Origin of the sequence: Nitrosomonas communis, assembly GCF_900114745.1 — a bacterium.
GTDB classification, from domain to species: domain Bacteria; phylum Pseudomonadota; class Gammaproteobacteria; order Burkholderiales; family Nitrosomonadaceae; genus Nitrosomonas; species Nitrosomonas communis_A.
In genome coordinates, this window is the sequence record NZ_FOUB01000039.1 from 16,543 (window position 1) to 33,377 (window position 16,835).

Annotated in this window: 17 protein-coding genes; 10 read left to right on the forward strand and 7 right to left on the reverse strand. The window is 41.0% G+C overall.

Annotation, left to right across the window (positions count from 1 at the left end):
* Positions 1 to 2: 2 nt before the first annotated feature.
* The 4 genes from nrdR to clpS all read right to left on the reverse strand — a co-directional run bounded on the left by nrdR (position 3) and on the right by clpS (position 4,723).
* A complete protein-coding gene (gene nrdR / locus BM122_RS13625) occupies positions 3 to 458 on the reverse strand; it encodes a transcriptional regulator NrdR (protein WP_074906056.1) in 456 nt (151 codons plus the stop codon).
* Between the two features lie 110 nt (positions 459 to 568).
* Positions 569 to 1,819, reverse strand: coding sequence for a serine hydroxymethyltransferase (glyA, locus tag BM122_RS13630; protein ID WP_074906057.1), 1,251 nt, complete (start codon positions 1,817 to 1,819; stop codon positions 569 to 571).
* A 335-nt stretch (positions 1,820 to 2,154) separates the two neighbouring features.
* The gene (clpA, locus tag BM122_RS13635) at positions 2,155 to 4,413 is read right to left on the reverse strand and encodes an ATP-dependent Clp protease ATP-binding subunit ClpA (RefSeq protein WP_074906058.1); all 2,259 of its coding nucleotides are present in this window, start codon (positions 4,411 to 4,413) and stop codon (positions 2,155 to 2,157) included.
* A 1-nt stretch (position 4,414) separates the two neighbouring features.
* On the reverse strand, positions 4,415 to 4,723 hold the full coding sequence (gene clpS, locus BM122_RS13640; RefSeq protein WP_074906059.1) for an ATP-dependent Clp protease adapter ClpS: 309 nt from the start codon (positions 4,721 to 4,723) through the stop codon (positions 4,415 to 4,417).
* A 309-nt stretch (positions 4,724 to 5,032) separates the two neighbouring features.
* Here clpS and BM122_RS13645 point away from each other — a divergent pair, with 309 nt between their 5' ends.
* Positions 5,033 to 5,236, forward strand: coding sequence for a cold-shock protein (locus BM122_RS13645; protein WP_011112285.1), 204 nt, complete (start codon positions 5,033 to 5,035; stop codon positions 5,234 to 5,236).
* Between the two features lie 161 nt (positions 5,237 to 5,397).
* Here the strand turns inward: BM122_RS13645 and icd are convergent, their stop codons facing one another.
* Together icd and BM122_RS13655 are read right to left on the reverse strand one after the other, a co-directional pair.
* The gene (gene icd / locus BM122_RS13650) at positions 5,398 to 6,648 is read right to left on the reverse strand and encodes an NADP-dependent isocitrate dehydrogenase (protein ID WP_074906060.1); all 1,251 of its coding nucleotides are present in this window, start codon (positions 6,646 to 6,648) and stop codon (positions 5,398 to 5,400) included.
* 104 nt (positions 6,649 to 6,752) lie between these two features.
* Entirely contained in the window at positions 6,753 to 7,262 is a 510-nt protein-coding gene (locus BM122_RS13655; RefSeq protein WP_083398501.1) for a retropepsin-like aspartic protease family protein, read from the reverse strand.
* A 427-nt stretch (positions 7,263 to 7,689) separates the two neighbouring features.
* On the opposite strand from BM122_RS13655, the gene BM122_RS13660 reads away from it, so the two are divergent.
* From BM122_RS13660 to BM122_RS13705, 9 genes are all read left to right on the forward strand, one after another.
* The gene (locus tag BM122_RS13660) at positions 7,690 to 8,610 is read left to right on the forward strand and encodes a branched-chain amino acid transaminase (protein WP_074906061.1); all 921 of its coding nucleotides are present in this window, start codon (positions 7,690 to 7,692) and stop codon (positions 8,608 to 8,610) included.
* A gap of 21 nt (positions 8,611 to 8,631) precedes the next feature.
* On the forward strand, positions 8,632 to 8,838 hold the full coding sequence (locus BM122_RS13665) for a zinc-finger domain-containing protein (RefSeq protein ID WP_074906062.1): 207 nt from the start codon (positions 8,632 to 8,634) through the stop codon (positions 8,836 to 8,838).
* A gap of 931 nt (positions 8,839 to 9,769) precedes the next feature.
* Complete coding sequence (locus BM122_RS13675) at positions 9,770 to 10,015, forward strand: hypothetical protein (RefSeq protein WP_074906064.1); 246 nt, start codon at positions 9,770 to 9,772, stop codon at positions 10,013 to 10,015.
* A gap of 263 nt (positions 10,016 to 10,278) precedes the next feature.
* Positions 10,279 to 11,793 carry a M48 family metalloprotease gene (locus tag BM122_RS13680; protein WP_074906065.1) on the forward strand — a complete coding sequence of 505 codons (1,515 nt, stop codon included), beginning with the start codon at positions 10,279 to 10,281 and terminating at the stop codon, positions 11,791 to 11,793.
* 107 nt (positions 11,794 to 11,900) lie between these two features.
* Positions 11,901 to 13,058 carry an efflux RND transporter periplasmic adaptor subunit gene (locus BM122_RS13685; protein ID WP_074906066.1) on the forward strand — a complete coding sequence of 386 codons (1,158 nt, stop codon included), beginning with the start codon at positions 11,901 to 11,903 and terminating at the stop codon, positions 13,056 to 13,058.
* Positions 13,058 to 13,792, forward strand: a complete 735-nt coding sequence (locus tag BM122_RS13690; protein WP_074906067.1) for an ABC transporter ATP-binding protein — start codon at positions 13,058 to 13,060, stop codon at positions 13,790 to 13,792. The genes BM122_RS13685 and BM122_RS13690 overlap by 1 nt, the downstream gene beginning before the upstream one ends.
* A gap of 183 nt (positions 13,793 to 13,975) precedes the next feature.
* The gene (locus BM122_RS13695; RefSeq protein WP_074906068.1) at positions 13,976 to 15,199 is read left to right on the forward strand and encodes an ABC transporter permease; all 1,224 of its coding nucleotides are present in this window, start codon (positions 13,976 to 13,978) and stop codon (positions 15,197 to 15,199) included.
* A 594-nt stretch (positions 15,200 to 15,793) separates the two neighbouring features.
* Positions 15,794 to 16,144: a winged helix-turn-helix domain-containing protein gene (locus tag BM122_RS13700; protein ID WP_083398502.1), complete on the forward strand. Its 351-nt coding sequence runs from the start codon at positions 15,794 to 15,796 to the stop codon at positions 16,142 to 16,144.
* Entirely contained in the window at positions 16,141 to 16,548 is a 408-nt protein-coding gene (locus tag BM122_RS13705; RefSeq protein ID WP_074906070.1) for a hypothetical protein, read from the forward strand. Before BM122_RS13700 ends, BM122_RS13705 begins: the two co-directional genes overlap by 4 nt.
* A 6-nt stretch (positions 16,549 to 16,554) precedes the next feature.
* Here the strand turns inward: BM122_RS13705 and BM122_RS13710 are convergent.
* Positions 16,555 to 16,835, reverse strand: a 281-nt coding sequence (locus BM122_RS13710) for a transposase (RefSeq protein WP_177198145.1), incomplete at its 5' end; no start/stop codon positions are given.

Sequence of the window (16,835 nt, forward strand, 5' to 3'; positions counted from 1 at the left end):
CTTTAATGTTGATTCTGAACTTCTTTGATGACGTCCTGAAAGTCGCCAACATCCTGAAATCTCTTGTATACAGAAGCAAAGCGTATATAGGCCACTTTATCCAGCTTATAAAGCTCCTTCATCACTAGCTCGCCGATATTGCGTGAAGATATTTCCCTTGCCCCCGAGCTCAGCAACTTCTGAACAATACGATCAATGGCTGCATCCACATGTTCAGTGGGAACTGGGCGTTTATGCAGCGCACGCAAGAAACTGGTAAGAAGCTTATTTCGATTGAATTCTGCACGAGTGCCATTTTGCTTAACCACTTGTGGCAAACGCAACTCTACTGTTTCATAGGTAGTAAAGCGTTTGCCACAAGCTGCACAATGCCGCCGTCGACGAACACGATCTCCCTCTTCACTGACACGTGAATTAATTACGCTGGTATCTTCAGCGTTACAGAAAGGGCATCTCATTATTTAATACCAGTTACGCTAATTAACTCATTAGCTTTTTACCATCTCAAAACGAATCTATAGGGACATCTTCAGACAGCAGCCAAAAGATGTCGCGCTACTTAAACACATCAATTTACGTAGACTGGATATTTTGCGCACAGCATCTTCGCTTCTTGTGCCACACGATCCAGAACAGTTGCATCATTCGGCGAATCCAATACATCCGCAACCAAATTTGCTAATTGCTCCGCTTCAATTTCCTTGAAGCCACGCGTTGTTATGGCAGGGGTTCCAATGCGGATACCGCTAGTTACAAAAGGCTTCTGAGGATCGTTTGGAATAGCGTTTTTGTTAACTGTAATATGGGCCGTTTCCAAAGCTGCTTCAGCTTCCTTGCCTGTCAAATTTTTGGCGCGAAGATCTACCAAGAACATATGACAGTCCGTCTGTCCAGAAACGATGCGCAAACCACGACTTTGTAATACCTTAGCCATCACGCGTGCGTTCTCGATAACTTGTTCCTGATAATCCCTGAATTCCTTAGTCGCTGCTTCTTTAAAAGCAACTGCCTTGGCTGCGATGACATGCATGAGTGGGCCACCCTGAATTTGAGGAAAAACGGCTGAATTAAGTGATTTCTCATATTCCTGCTTGGCCATAATGACGCCACCTCGAGGACCACGCAATGTTTTATGAGTTGTACTGGTCACAAAATCAGCAATTCCCACTGGATTAGGATAAAAGCCAGCAGCGATCAGTCCCGCATAGTGAGCCATATCCACAAATAAATAAGCGCCAACCTCATCAGCTATTTTACGAAAGTGCTTCCAATTAATTATTCTTGCATATGAAGAAGCGCCAGCAACGATCATCTTCGGCCGATGTTCATGCGCCAACCGTTCCACTTCCTGGTAGTTAATTTCTTCAGTTTCAGGCACAAGTCCATAAGTCACAGAATTGAAAATTTTACCACTTAGATTAACCGAAGCACCGTGAGTGAGATGCCCGCCATGTGCAAGCGACATTCCCAATAACGTATCACCAGGTTTTAGTGCAGATAAATATACTGCCGCATTAGCCTGAGAACCAGAATGAGGCTGTACATTGACATATTCGGCATTAAATAATGCTTTTAAACGATCGATAGCAAGCTGCTCCACTTTGTCAACATACATGCAGCCTCCATAATAACGTTTGCCGGGATATCCCTCTGCATATTTATTAGTAAGAACTGATCCTTGCGCTTGGAGGACTGCGGGACTGGCATAATTCTCAGAAGCAATCAATTCAATATGATCTTCCTGTCGCTGTATTTCACCTTTAATTGCTTGCCACAAATCTGGATCGACACTTTCTATCGTTTTTTTATAGGAAAACATGACAGCATTTACTCTTTGAAAAATTGAGATATTTAAAAATAATGCATTCTACCATTTAGAATGGTAACAGCATATAAAGCGAAGCCAAACAAAGATAATGAGCATAAATTGAAGATATTTACCTTATTATGCTCATCAAGAAAAACTAGTAGAAAAGAAGACCATTAGGTCTTGCGCACACCAGAAAGTATTTATAAATCCTCAAGCAAAGACCTTAAAAAAACAATCTGAGAGTTAAACAAAATTAATCTAATAGCAGCGAGAAAAATAAGTTAAATTTCCATTCTTTCTTTTCCAAGGTTAGATATATTAACTGCTTTCATGAAGTTCTCCATTCAAATCGCGTCGACTTTATCATCTTCAAATTGAAGTATCACTTTTTCATCACTATTGATATCTACTGTTACTTTGCCCCCATTGCATAGCCGCCCAAAAAGCAATTCATCTGCTAACGCACTGCGTATCATGTCCTGAATCAGGCGTGCCATGGGACGTGCACCCATCAGTGGGTCAAAGCCGTGCTCAGCCAAATAGTTACGTAAATTATCAGTGAAGAGAGCTTCTACTTTTTTCTCATGTAATTGCGCCTCAAGCTGCATTAAAAATTTATCAGTAACACGCAAAATGATTTCTTTACTCAGCGACGCAAAAGAAATGATCGCATCTAACCGGTTACGAAATTCAGGAGTAAACAGGCGTTTAATTTCAGCCATTTCATCACCTGTTCTAGCAGATTTGGCAAACCCGATCATTGATTTGGTCAACGAATCAGCTCCCGCATTGGTCGTCATGATGATAATCACGTTGCGGAAATCTGCCTTACGTCCGTTATTATCTGTCAAGGTACCGTGATCCATCACTTGGAGCAGAACATTGAATATATCTGGATGCGCTTTCTCTATTTCATCAAGCAATAAAACTGAATGCGGTTGTTTAATAATGGTTTCTGTAAGCAACCCTCCTTGCTCAAAACCAACATAGCCAGGAGGAGCGCCAATCAACCTCGAGACTGCGTGGCGCTCCATATACTCAGACATATCAAACCGATGCAATGGCACACCCAGAATATAGGCAAGCTGACGCGCCACTTCAGTTTTTCCCACCCCTGTTGGACCAGAAAAAAGGAATGAACCAATAGGCTTTTGCGGATTTCCCAAGCCACTTCTAGTCATTTTTATCGCTGCTGTAAGCGCATCAATGGCCGTATCTTGTCCGAAAACTATAGATTTAAGATCACGGTCGAGCGTTTTCAGTTTGTTACGGTCATCAGACGAAATGCTTTGTGAAGGTACCCGGGCAATCTTGGCAATAATATCTTCGATCTCATGTTTACCGATAATTTTACGCTGCTTTGATTTTGGTAAAATTCGTTGGGCCGCACCTGCTTCGTCAATCACATCAATTGCTTTATCCGGCAAATGTCGATCACCTATGAAGCGAGCTGATAATTCCGCCGCAGCTGTTAGCGCTCCCGAAGTGTATTTGACATTATGATGCTTTTCATAACGAGATTTCAGGCCGCGCAGAATAGCTACTGTCTCCTCGATACTGGGTTCAGAAACTTCAATTTTCTGGAAGCGTCGGGATAATGCATGATCTTTTTCAAAAATTCCTCGGTACTCGTTATAAGTCGTCGCACCAATACACTTGAGGCGACCTGCACTTAACATGGGTTTTAGCAAATTGGATGCATCTAATGTGCCGCCAGAAGCCGCACCCGCACCGATTAAAGTATGGATTTCATCGATAAATAAAATAGCCTTTGGATTATCAACCAATTGTTTTAATACAGCCTTAAAACGCTGCTCAAAATCGCCTCGGTACTTGGTACCTGCTAATAATGCACCCATATCTAGCGCGTAAACTTGATGATATGCCAATACCACTGGCACATCTCCTTCAGTAATTCTTCTAGCCAGCCCCTCTGCAATAGCTGTTTTACCCACACCAGCTTCGCCCACTAATAAAGGGTTGTTCTTTCTGCGGCGACATAAAATCTGTATAACACGCTCAACTTCTTTTTCACGCCCGATCAAAGGATCAATCCGATTCGTAAGTGCTAAATTGTTGAGATTAATAGTATAGCTCTCAAGTGTATTGGCTGAATTCTGTTGCTGCTCGTTATCACTTTCATCTTCAATCTTATGATCATTATTTTGTGACACTTTACAAATCTTATGCGAAATGTAGTTCACTACGTCCAATCGTGTTACGCCCTTCTGCTGCAGAAAATAAACGGCGTGAGAATCTTTTTCACCGAAAATCGCTACTAAAACGTTAGCTCCGGTAACTTCTTTTTTCCCAGATGACTGAACATGCAATATTGCGCGCTGGATGACACGTTGAAACCCAAGGGTGGGTTGAGTATCTACTTCCCCATTGCCGCTTACAATAGGCGTATGACGATTAATATGATCCTGAAGCAAAGTTCTCAAATCTTCAATATCAATCGCGCAAGCAATCAACACTTCTGATGCACTTGGATTATCTAACAAGGCAAGCAATAAATGTTCTACCGTAATGAATTCATGGCGCTTCTGGCGTGACTCTACAAATGCCATATGTAAACTTACTTCTAACTCTTGTGCGATCATGTTAGTTTTTCTCCATAATACACATTAATGGATGCTGATTCTGTCTAGAAAATTTATTTACCTGTTGAACTTTGGTCATCGCAATATCATTGGGATAAATACCGCAAATACCAACCCCTTCCGTATGAATCTTAAGCATAACTTGAGTTGCCTTTTCTTGACTCATAAAAAAGAATGTTTGCAATACAATTACTACAAAATCCATCGGAGTAAAATCATCATTTAATAACATAACTTTGTACAACGGAGGTAATTTAATCTTACTTTTATTTTCCTCTAGCACTCCATTCTCACGATCTTCTGTTACCATGATTCACCTACTTAATTTAAAAAAAGAAAAGCGCGAGCAAAAAATCAAATAATTTTTCTTTCTTAGTTTTGTTTTTATCATATTTGACGATTCCTACAAAATTTTCAAGCGTAATAAACAAATCTTTCTGTCTTTATCCCAAACCAGCTTAAAATTTCACACGATATCTTGACTTAAGTCAGGAATTTGCGTAAAAATGCAACTGGCGTTTGGCTTCAAGTTCTCTGCAGTATTGGTTAGAGCCGTTTGCGGTCTTGAAATTCAAATAGTATTAGGGTTTCCAGCCCAGTTTTTTTATAGGAAGTAAAAATGGCAACAGGTACAGTAAAATGGTTCAATGACTCCAAAGGGTTCGGTTTTATCACTCCTGATGATGGTAGCGAGGATTTATTTGCCCATTTCTCAGCAATCAATATGACAGGTTTTAAAACCCTGAAGGAAGGCCAGAAAGTGAGCTTTGAAGTTACACAAGGGCCCAAAGGGAAACAGGCTTCAAACATTCAGTCTGCCTAAGATATTGCAACACTCATAAATTATTCTGTCTTTGTTTTAAAGAAGAGTAGTTAGCTGTACAAAAACCAGCTAATTGCTTTCAATTATCCTAAACACTCATCGCCAGTTTTATGCTGGCGATGAGCAGTTATATAAATATAATTTGCTGCATTACTCCACTTCTACCCCATTCTTGCTATCATTGCATTTCCAAATCCAGAGCATGTCACTTCAGTTGCTCCATGCATTTGTCTCGCAAAATCATAAGTTACCATTTTATCTTGGACAGTTCTTTCCATAGCCTTAATAATCATATCTGCAGCTTCATTCCAGCCGATATGTCTTAGCATCATTTCAGCTGAAAGAATAATTGATCCAGGATTGACTTGATCCTTACCCGCATATTTAGGAGCAGTTCCATGTGTAGCCTCAAATATCGCAACTGAATTACTTAGGTTTGCCCCTGGGGCAATACCAATTCCCCCTACTTGCGCGGCTAAAGCATCTGAAATGTAATCACCATTTAAATTTAGAGTTGCAATCACATCATATTCATCAGGACGCAACAAAATTTGCTGTAGGAAAGCATCGGCAATAACGTCTTTTACCACGATCCCTCCCTTATCCTCAGGTAATTTCACCCACGGCCCGCCATTTAACAATTCGGCACCGAATTCCTTCATGGCCACGTTATAGCCCCAATTCTTGAAAGCTCCCTCGGTAAATTTCATAATGTTACCCTTATGCACTAAAGTTACTGATTTTCGCTCATTATCGATCGCGTATTGTATTGCCTTCCGTACTAACCGTTCAGTTCCTTCTCTTGATACAGGCTTGACACCAATACCGGAAGATTGAGGAAAACGAATACTCTTTACTTGCATTTCTTTAATCAGAAAATCGATCACTTTCTTTGCAGACGCTGATTCTGCCTCCCATTCTATTCCCGCATAAATATCTTCTGAATTCTCACGAAAAATGACCATATCGACTTTCTCAGGATTTTTTACTGGACTAGGCACCCCCTCGAAATAACGAACAGGACGTAAGCAAATATATAAATCAAGCAACTGGCGTAGTGCAACATTAATAGAGCGGATACCGCCGCTTACAGGCGTTGTCAAAGGACCCTTAATAGAAACCACATATTCTCTTGCAGCCTGTAATGTTTCATCTGGCAACCAAATATTCTCACCATATAACTTGGTTGATTTTTCACCAGCATAAATCTCCATCCAGAAAATTTTTCGCTTATCGCCATATACCTTATACACTGCGGCATCCACAACTTTTATCATTACAGGCGTAATATCAATTCCTATCCCATCTCCCTCAATAAATGGAATAATTGGGTAATCTGGCACAATCAGCGAGAGATCGCTGTTGACAAGGATTTTTTCGCCATTAGGGGGCGCTTTTATATGCTGAAACATAAAATCTCCAGTAAAATAATAATTTATAGAACATATTTTAATTTAATCTTGAATAATTGAATAAATCTATATCAATAAATATTGATTTAATTGCTATTAGCTATTCATTCAATTCCTGTCTGGCCAGTAGTGCTAACCCGTAATATCATTTTATCCCTGGACTGAACCACTTCAACTCTACGCAAGAAATTCTGCCCAAGCAGACCCACTTTTCCCTCCATACCTATGCCTACACTCAATCCCTTTACCAAAATACCGCCTACCTTGATATCTTGTTCCGATACAATTTCACCCAGGAATTTACCGCTAGCGCTTGAAAAACTTGCCAGCCTACCATTTGGCAAATTTGCAGCACGCGCTAACTCATAGCTTATAAAAACGATACTCGCCCCAGTATCAACCATAAAATCAACAGGATATCCATTGAGTTCCCCCCGAATATAATAATGCCCATCCCATGATCTAGGAATTACAACCTCATTGCCTGCCAAGCCATCTTGGATAATAGCAATTTTGGGTTTTTGCCAATTCTCAAAAAATAAATAAGCGACACTAAAAACAATTAACCAGATGATTAAAGCGGTAACATAGCCCCATGGAATATAACGACGCATTATAAAATTATCTATTTCTTAGATAGAGATAGCTCAGTCAAACAAAAAGACCCTAGAAAATCATGGAAATTAAATAAACCCATATTGTTAACTGGCATTTTATGTATTCATTGATCAGAAATATTACATTTTAAATCAAATTTATTACTTTCTTTTTTAATTGAGTATTTGTCTTACTCCATTTCCAAATCAAAAATGACGCGAAGGCGTGCCGCAGACAGTATAAATAATACGGCAAGGTGAAGCCGACAAAATCAGTTTTGATTTAGAAATGGAATTACCAGCTCTACTCTTGATTACCATGATATAAGTGAATGAGCCAAATGGCTTCATTCAAGGAAACACGGATGGTTAATTAGCAACCTTTTATTACTAGCTGAAAAATACGCTAAAATGTAGCCTTTGAACTTTTATCGGGAGCCTTTTAATGTCAATGGCAGACCGCGATGGAGTAATCTGGTTCGATGGAAAAATGGTTCCATGGCGAGATGCTACCACGCATGTACTTACTCACACTCTCCATTATGGAATGGGCGTATTCGAAGGTCTACGTGCTTATCAAACAAACAAGGGACCGGCCATTTTCCGTTTAGTTGAGCATACTGACCGCCTGTTTAATTCAGCGCATATCTTCAGAATGGCTATTCCTTTTGATAAAGCCACACTGATGCAAGCGCAAAAGGAAGTAGTGAAACAAAACCATCTTGAATCTGGGTATATTCGCCCTATCATCTTTTACGGTGCAGAAGCAATGGGTTTATCTGCCAAAAATTTATCCGTCCATGTCGCAATTGCAGCTTGGCCATGGGGGACTTATTTAGGGCCAGATAGCTTAGAAAATGGTATTCGTGTAAAAACTTCCTCGTTTAGCCGTCACCATGTAAATATTAATATGTGTCGTGCAAAATCAGCCGCAACCTACACCAATTCTATCTTGGCGCACCAGGAAGTTGCGCTGGATGGCTATCATGAAGCATTACTCCTTGATGTAGATGGGTATATTGCTGAAGGTTCGGGAGAAAATATTTTTATCATCAAACAGGGAAAGCTTTATACACCTGATCTGACCTCTTGCCTTGAAGGTATCACACGCAATTCAGTGATCGAGTTGGCACAAGAAATGAATATTCCTATAATCGAGAAACGCATTACCAGAGATGAAGTTTATTGCGCGGACGAAGCTTTCTTTACAGGGACTGCAGCAGAAGTTACCCCAATTCGAGAGCTTGATAATCGTATCATTGGTAATGGCAAGCGCGGCCCAATTACTCAGCAGTTGCAAGCTTTGTTTTTCGATTGTGTCAGCGGTAAAGCAACCCATCATACCGACTGGCTACACCATATTTAACCTAGTTTAATGGAACCATCCATGAATAAACAACCTACTACTCTTAATCAGCGACAAATAGAAATCACTGAGGAAGATTTACCTTTGCATTGCCCTACACCATCAATGCGACTATGGAATGCTCATCCACGTGTTTTCTTACCTATTGAAGCCACCGGTGAAGCACTATGCCCTTATTGCGGTACGCGCTATATCTTGAAAGGTGGAGTAAAAGCAGCGCATCATTAAATTAAACAATGAATCATATTCTCGATCAATAAATAACCGAAATGCTGGTGGTAAATTCCCAAAGATAATTTTATTCTGATCCATTTTTAACATCCTAGTAACAGACCATTACACTATGAGTAAAATTCTAAAAGAAATTTCTAAAGCATAGAATATAGAAGGTATCGTAGACATCGAGCTAACTGACAGTATAGTTGTTGAAATTACTGGTCACGCTATTTGCTCTGAAGCGCGCAACTAAATCTATGGTTGCGATAGGACAGGATTGCAGACTATTTAGCCCTTCCCTTGTTCGAGTATTGGCAGCAGGACTACAAGCGGCATTCAAGCTATTGAAGCAGGCATGGGTTCCATACTGATCCTCTTAATAAAGGCCGTGAAGTGATAAAGTTATTTTGCGAAGTGATGAAACCTTATCACAATATACTACGACTGTATGAGCCTGAATGAACCTAATACTAAGGGAAGGTTTCTTCTCGCGGAACGTTTAAGCCACCAGCCCAGCTATCAGATTAACAAAAAAGTTAAATGGGCTGCAATGGCGGGAATGCTTGATTTCCAAGATATTTTTTTCAATTGATCGTTGGCTGTTACAATGATCGAGTGTTTACACAACGAAAGTATATCAAACAGCAGCAACAGCTTGCTTTTTATGTTCTTGGTAACGAGCTGTATGCCGAATTGCATAATTTCTCAAAGAGCGCTTGGGGGAAGCAGTCCACGGTCACTAAAGAATCTCCCAAACAAGGCACGTGATAACCTCAGCACTGCATCACGGTTATCAACATTGCCCGCCATTATATTCATTCCCGGCAATTCTTCTTACTCATTGAGGGTTAAGTGTAGTTTGAACTCATAAAACCAAGCCATACTGTCCCCCCCCCCCCGAGCAACATACTCTGCCATTACGTTATGCGGATAGAATATAACGATGGTAAAACATAATGAGCTTGGTCGAGTCAATGAAGCTGATTCTGTTGCAGCGCGATTCAAATCCTTTACAAAAGTCGTCAATCGCACAAAAAATCGCTATAGTATCTATCTGAATCTGGCTCTGGCTCTGCCAGCAATGAAATATTCTTTTACAAAATTGCTTCCTCATAAGGAATTTAAGTTGGAATTAAGGTTCTTTTACAGCTTTTCTTATGCCGAACTCACATTAATTTTAAATAGATAAGAACTCTTAAACTCATTTAGTAAATTTTTTTGCCGCACCTACAGTTGCTTGTAAATCATTGGTCATGAATTCGCTGACAAGAAAGCCGTTTCTTTTTTATCGGATTATGAGAACAACCTCTAGATTATGCGCGACTCAATCAAATTTATCATCTCTGCAATAACACACCATCCGTTTAGTTAAACTTAATCATTTTCTTCTGACAAGCAGTATGCTACTAAAAAAGTATGGGAACTTGATTTGCGAGTAATTATCAAATTGCCATGAAATTTTACTACCTGATCATAGTCATACCATTACTTTTTCCTGCCAATATTTTCGCAGAAGACGATCTTCCAGATCTTGGTGACATATCACAAGCTACGATCACTCCTCGGCAAGAACGACAGCTCGGTTTAGAGATTATGCGACAAATTCGTGCAGATCCTAGCTATCTAAATGATGCCGAAATAGACGGCTATCTTAATAATCTAGGTAACAAGCTCATATCTTCATCAAATGAAGCAAAACCAGAGCAATCATTCGAGTTTTTTGCACTGCAGGATTCATCCATCAATGCATTCGCTTTACCAGGTGGATTTATGGGCTTCAATAGTGGACTGATTATCGCAGCACAAAGTGAATCTGAATTAGCGGGTGTTATGGCCCATGAAATTGCTCACGTCACTCAAAAACATTTAGCAAGGATGATTTCTGGACAGCAGCATATTGGACTCATTACGACTCTTGCTGCTCTCGCTATAGCTATCCTTGCTTCTCGCTCCAATCCTCAAGCAGGACAAGCAATACTCGCTACAGCACAGGCTGGAGCCATTCAATCCCGATTGAATTTTACACGTAACCATGAAAAGGAAGCGGATCGAATCGGTTTTAATATATTGCATAAAGCAGGATTTGATCCTCATGGGATGTCAGCTTTTTTTGAGCGCTTGCAAAATGCTGGGCGATATTATGAAAACGGTGCCCCATCTTATCTGAGAACGCACCCGCTCACTCATGAGCGTATAGCCGATATTGAGAATCGCGCACGAGAATTCCCTTACCGGCAAGTTCCCGGCAGTCTTGATTTCCACTTGGTTCGGGCTAAGTTAAAGGCCATTCTAGGAAATTCAACTGATACAGTAAAGGAATTTGATGCACGTATACAAGATAAGCGTTACGCAAATGAAATTGCAGAACGCTACGGCCTAATTTCTGCATTATTACGTGACAAGCAACCTAAGCGCGCAGATAAAGAATTAAATGAACTATACCGCATCATACACTCTGATCATTCTGTCAGCTTACTTAAGAATCATTCTTTGGGTAAGCCAATTCTAGTTGAAAGTGAATATTTACAGTCAGGAGCTATGATCGAAGCCCTTGCTGCACGAGTTAAACTGGCCAATAAACAAATTAAAGAGGCATTTAAAATTTACCAAACTGCATTAAATGTATATCCGCAAAATCGCGCCCTTATTTATGATTATACATTAGCTTTACTGAACCACCAAAATGCTCAGACTGCCCTTGAATTCCTCAATAAGCAGTCAAAAATCATTCCAGATAACATTAATTTCCATCGACTAGAAGCGCAATGTTATTCTGCTTTAGGGAACGATATGCTCCAACATCGCGCTCAGGCAGAAGTTTATATTCTAGAAGGAAAATATAAAGCTGCAATCGAGCAATTAGAGATTGCTTTACGTAAAGATAATGGTAATTTTTATCAATTATCCAGTGTAGAGGCACGTTTGAGACAGCTTAAGGAATTCGTTGCTGCTAATGAGAAAAAGTAGTAACCTCGATAAAACTTCCCTGCTAATACCTAAAATCAGCCATCAACTTATGATGATCCTATTTCATCATTTCATTGTTCAAATATGATCTGATTTGGCTCTCCCTAATGACCCACCTTAATCTCAAAAATAAGTTCATTGTTTTACTAATCATTTTAGTAGCTGGTGCAATTTATGGATATACCAATAAAAAGTTAGAATCGGAAAAAGATGAATATCGAACCAGAACTGTTGATCGTGGAGATATTGTTCAGATTATTTCAGCTAATGGCACAGTGACACCTCTTGAGCTTGTCAATATTGGAACACAAGTATCAGGCACTGTATCTAAAATATATGTAGATTTTAATGATCAGGTAAAAACAGGCCAAACATTGGCAGAACTTGATCCAGCCCTTCTCAAAGCTCAATTACAACAATCGCAGGCGAATTTTAAGAGTGCTCAGGCAACTTTAAAAAATGTAACAAGTAAAGTAACTCGTAGTCGCATTCTGTTACAAAAAGGATTTATTTCAAATGAAGCATTAGACGAAATTGAACAACAATTAGATATTGCACAAGCCCAAGTGGCGATCAGCAAAGCTAACGTAGAACGTGATCGTGCCAACCTAAATTACAGTGTCATTCGGTCACCGATCTCAGGAGTAGTAGTCGCACGTGATGTAAATGTTGGACAAACTGTTGCTGCTAGCTTCCAAACACCTATTCTGTTTCAGATCGCCCGTGATCTTCGGCAAATGCAAATCAATATTAGTGTTGCTGAAGCTGACATAGGCCAGATATACACTGATCAGAAAATTTCTTTTACAGTAGATGCGTTTCCGGAACGAGAATTTACAGCGCATGTTAAACAAATACGATTGAATCCTGCAATTCAGGAAAATGTTGTGACCTATAACGTAGTGGCAATGGTCATCAACGATGACGGTACATTGTTACCTGGTATGACAGCGAATGTTCGTTTCATAGTCAACCAAAAAAATGCTGCCCTTCGGGTACCTAATGCTGCACTTCGTTATAAGCCAAGAAATAAAATGCCTACCTCCAGCCTCTCCCCTGTTGGACGATCCCGTCATCCCCTCCTATACCGCCTCGAAAATAACGTACCTATACCCATAAATGTAATAACCGGAATTACAGATGGAAATTTCACTGAAATTATTTCGGATGATCTAACAGAAGGAGATAAGGTAATTATCAGTGATGCAACGAGCAAAAAGCAAAATGAAGCATCCATGAGCAATTTTAGATTCAGGATGTTCTAGTGTCAGGTCAAGACTGTACCCCAGATCAGCCATTGATTCGGGTGGAGAATCTGTGCAAAATTTACAAATTAGAGAGCCAAGCAAATCAGCCTATTCGCCATCAGGTGCTGTTTGATATCAATCTTGAAATCCGCTCTGGAGAATTCATTGCTATCATGGGGCAATCCGGTTCAGGAAAATCTACCTTGATGAATATACTGGGTTGCCTTGATGTGCCTACAAGCGGCAATTATTGGTTGGCTGGCCGCAATGTTGCATCCCTTTCCAACAATGAACTAGCACATGTGCGAAATTGTAGTATAGGCTTCGTATTCCAGGGCTTTAATTTACTCAAGCGCATAACAGCACTGGATAATGTAGCGATACCATTACTGTATGCAGGTATGAGCCGCAAAGAAAGCCGCAAACACGCATTAACATTATTACAACAGACAGGTTTGGGTCAGTTTACGTTACATTATCCCAATCAGCTTTCTGGAGGACAACAACAGCGAGTAGCAATCAGTCGAGCATTAATTAATCAACCACAGCTTATCCTGGCTGATGAACCAACTGGCAATCTTGATACACAAACCAGCCATGAAATCATGACATTATTCAAACAACTTAATGAGGATCAAGGCATATCGATTATTCTGGTTACGCATGAAGATGATATTGCCTCCTATTCAAATCGTCTCATTCGGCTAAAAGATGGCCGCATTATCCAAGATAAAAATAAATGCGTGTTTTAATTTATGGGCACCTCTAAAAATTCATATTACATCACAATACGTTGTTGTTCTCATAAAATGTTTTTTTATATATCAATCATATGTAGCGCCAACATTTGTTGTTCTCGCCTCGTTTTGTTTAGAACTCTGAATTTTTAGAGGTGCCATTATGTTATTTCATGATAATAAAATTTCAACTTCATCATGAACTTTCTGACCATTATCGGTGAAGCTTTCCATGCGCTGCGGGTCAATCGTTTGCGCACTGTGCTCACCATGCTTGGTATGATCATTGGTGTTGCGGCAGTTGTATTGATGTTATCAATCGGACAAGGTGCCCAAATCCATATTAACAACTCAATTGCTTCTATGGGGAGTCACCTTTTGCTGGTACTACCAGGCGCAACCTCCTCAGGCGGATTACGATTTGGAAGTGGAACTGTAAAAACACTGACTGTGGGTGATGCCCAAGCTATAGCAGAATTATCTTCAATTGAAGCAACTGCGCCCGTCGTTTCTGGAATCGCTCAACTTAACCATGGTCCAAATAACTGGAGCACAACGATAACAGGTACAACCCCAGACTATTTTTCTGTTGGTAATTGGTCCATAGAGAGTGGTGCAATATTTTCAGAAGTAGACTTACGCTCTGCAACCCGTGTTGCTGTCTTGGGAAAAGTAACTGCTGAGAATTTATTCGGAAATGAAGATCCTACTGGAAAAATATTTCGTATCGCTAACAAACCATTTCTGGTAGTGGGTGTTCTTACAACTAAAGGGCAGAGCCTTAGTGGGCGAGACCAAGATGACAATGTACTTATACCACTGACCACTGCTCAACGTCAAATTCTAGGCAACCAATTTCCTGGTTCAATTGGTCATATGCTAGTGCAAGGAAAATCCGCAGACATGATGGAAGAAGCAGAAATGGAAATTACTCGCTTACTGCAGCAACGCCATCGTATCTCTGACAGAAAGGAAAATGATTTTACTGTGCGGAACCTAACGGCCATAGCAAGTGTTGCAAGCACCACAGCAAAAGTAATGGCATGGATGCTAGGAGCTATTGCCTCCATCTCACTGTTGGTTGGCGGTATTGGCATCATGAATATCATGCTGGTATCAGTTACGGAACGTACCCGCGAAATCGGGATTCGTATGGCGATAGGTGCTAGCCACCGTGCAATTCTCATGCAATTCTTATTGGAAGCTATGATGATTTGTATTCTGGGCGGATTAACTGGTGCGGTGTTGGGAATCGGTGGCGCTTGGATGATAAGTCAGATTGTAGATATGCCCATCGTCATTACATTTAGCATGATTGGTTTAGCTTTTACCTTTGTAGCTATTATTGGCATATTCTTTGGTTTCTATCCTGCTAATAAAGCGGCTTCATTAAAGCCAGTGGAAGCTTTACGTTATGAGTAAAATTCTTCCAATAAATTACCATGCTGCTAGTAAGAGGTATTAATTGCTCTTTTCATCTTTTTGTTTTCAACTAACTTTCCCCCCCAAGGGATGGAGAATTAAACCCGCAGAGATCAAGAGCTAACGACATAATGCTGGGAGCGCTTGTTTGACGTATCGAGCATTCAGACACCTCTCGCTCCCCGATTCTGTGCCCTATAGGGTTACATTAACGTGAGTTCGACATAAGGATCACGCTACCACAGCTCTGGCAGAGCTTGAGGGAGTCTAATATTGAGCGAGGTTTTCTTCCCCCGAAAGGTGTAATTCCATTTCTATTTCATATACTCGGCGCGGTCACAATTGCGGATTTTAAAAATGCTGAAGCCATTAAATTATAAGGAGTTTTTTCGTTTATATTTTCCGCAACCATGACCGCGCGGAGTATAAGTACAATAATAGAAGTAGCTCATGAAAGGAATTATGGTGATGGCACGAGTAGCCAGTGGTAAAGAGGTGTTGGAACAAGCAAAGGATTGACTGGTTAATGCAAGAACAATAGAAGAATTAAGACAGGCACAGGCTGTAGTGCTACCTTTTGAGTTTGGCTTATCAATGAAGCGAACAGCTACCGCAACAGGTGTTTCAGTAGGCTGGGCGCGCCAGCTTCGAATGGGTCTCATCCGCAGTGGCGGTATACGTGCTACAGCCAAGCCCACCCGAGGTGGGCGCCGGCGCGAGAATCTTTCGCGTGAAGAAGAAGTTGCTTTTCTAGCATCCTTTATAGAAAAAGCATCGGCGGGAGGCATTTTGATTGGGAGCGAAATCAAGCAAGCATTGGATGCCCGCTTAAAGCGCAAGACATCGCTCGCAGCCACCTACAACCTGCTGCACCGTCATGGCTGGCGCAAGCTTGCTCCTGATAAGCGCCACCCCAAAGCAGACGTGCTCGCCCAGGATGAGTGAAAAAAAAACTTCGCGATACCCTCATAGAAATTGACCGGGCGTGGCAAGCAGAAGGGATACTTCGTCTGATGTTTCAGGATGAAGCTCGCTTTGGGCGTGTTTCCGATACACACCGATGTAGGTGCTCTCAACCTATCCGACCATTATGCCAGGCCAGGATTACCCGGGAATATGTCTATGCTTATGCTGCTGTCTCTGTCGCTGATGGTGAACTGGATACGCCTATCCTGCCTCAGGCTAATAGCCATTGCAGGCAGCTATTTCTGGATGAAGTAGCGTCCGTCATCCCAATGACCAGATTATCCTGGGACTCGATGGGGCAGGATGGCATCGTAGTCACGCTCTTAAACTTCCACATAATCTGCGCTTACTCATGTTGCCGCCCTATAGTTAATCCCATATAAATTGATTCAAATTTCATAAGCGGCAAAGAGCTGCTCGATGGAACAACCTTTCCTTTTTCTGATGGCTTTGGCCTGGGCCCATTTTGGCTCAATGTCATTAATGCCTGGGAAATAAGACGGTAGGTATTCAAGCGTATGCCCAGCATGGGTAATGGCGGTTTGGATATCCTGCCGTTTATGAAAGGTTGCGTTGTCCATGACAATCACGCAAGCGGGCAGAAGTTTAGGCAAAAAGTCCTGCGTTATCCACGCATAGAAAATGTCAGCGGTGATATCGGCTATGAACA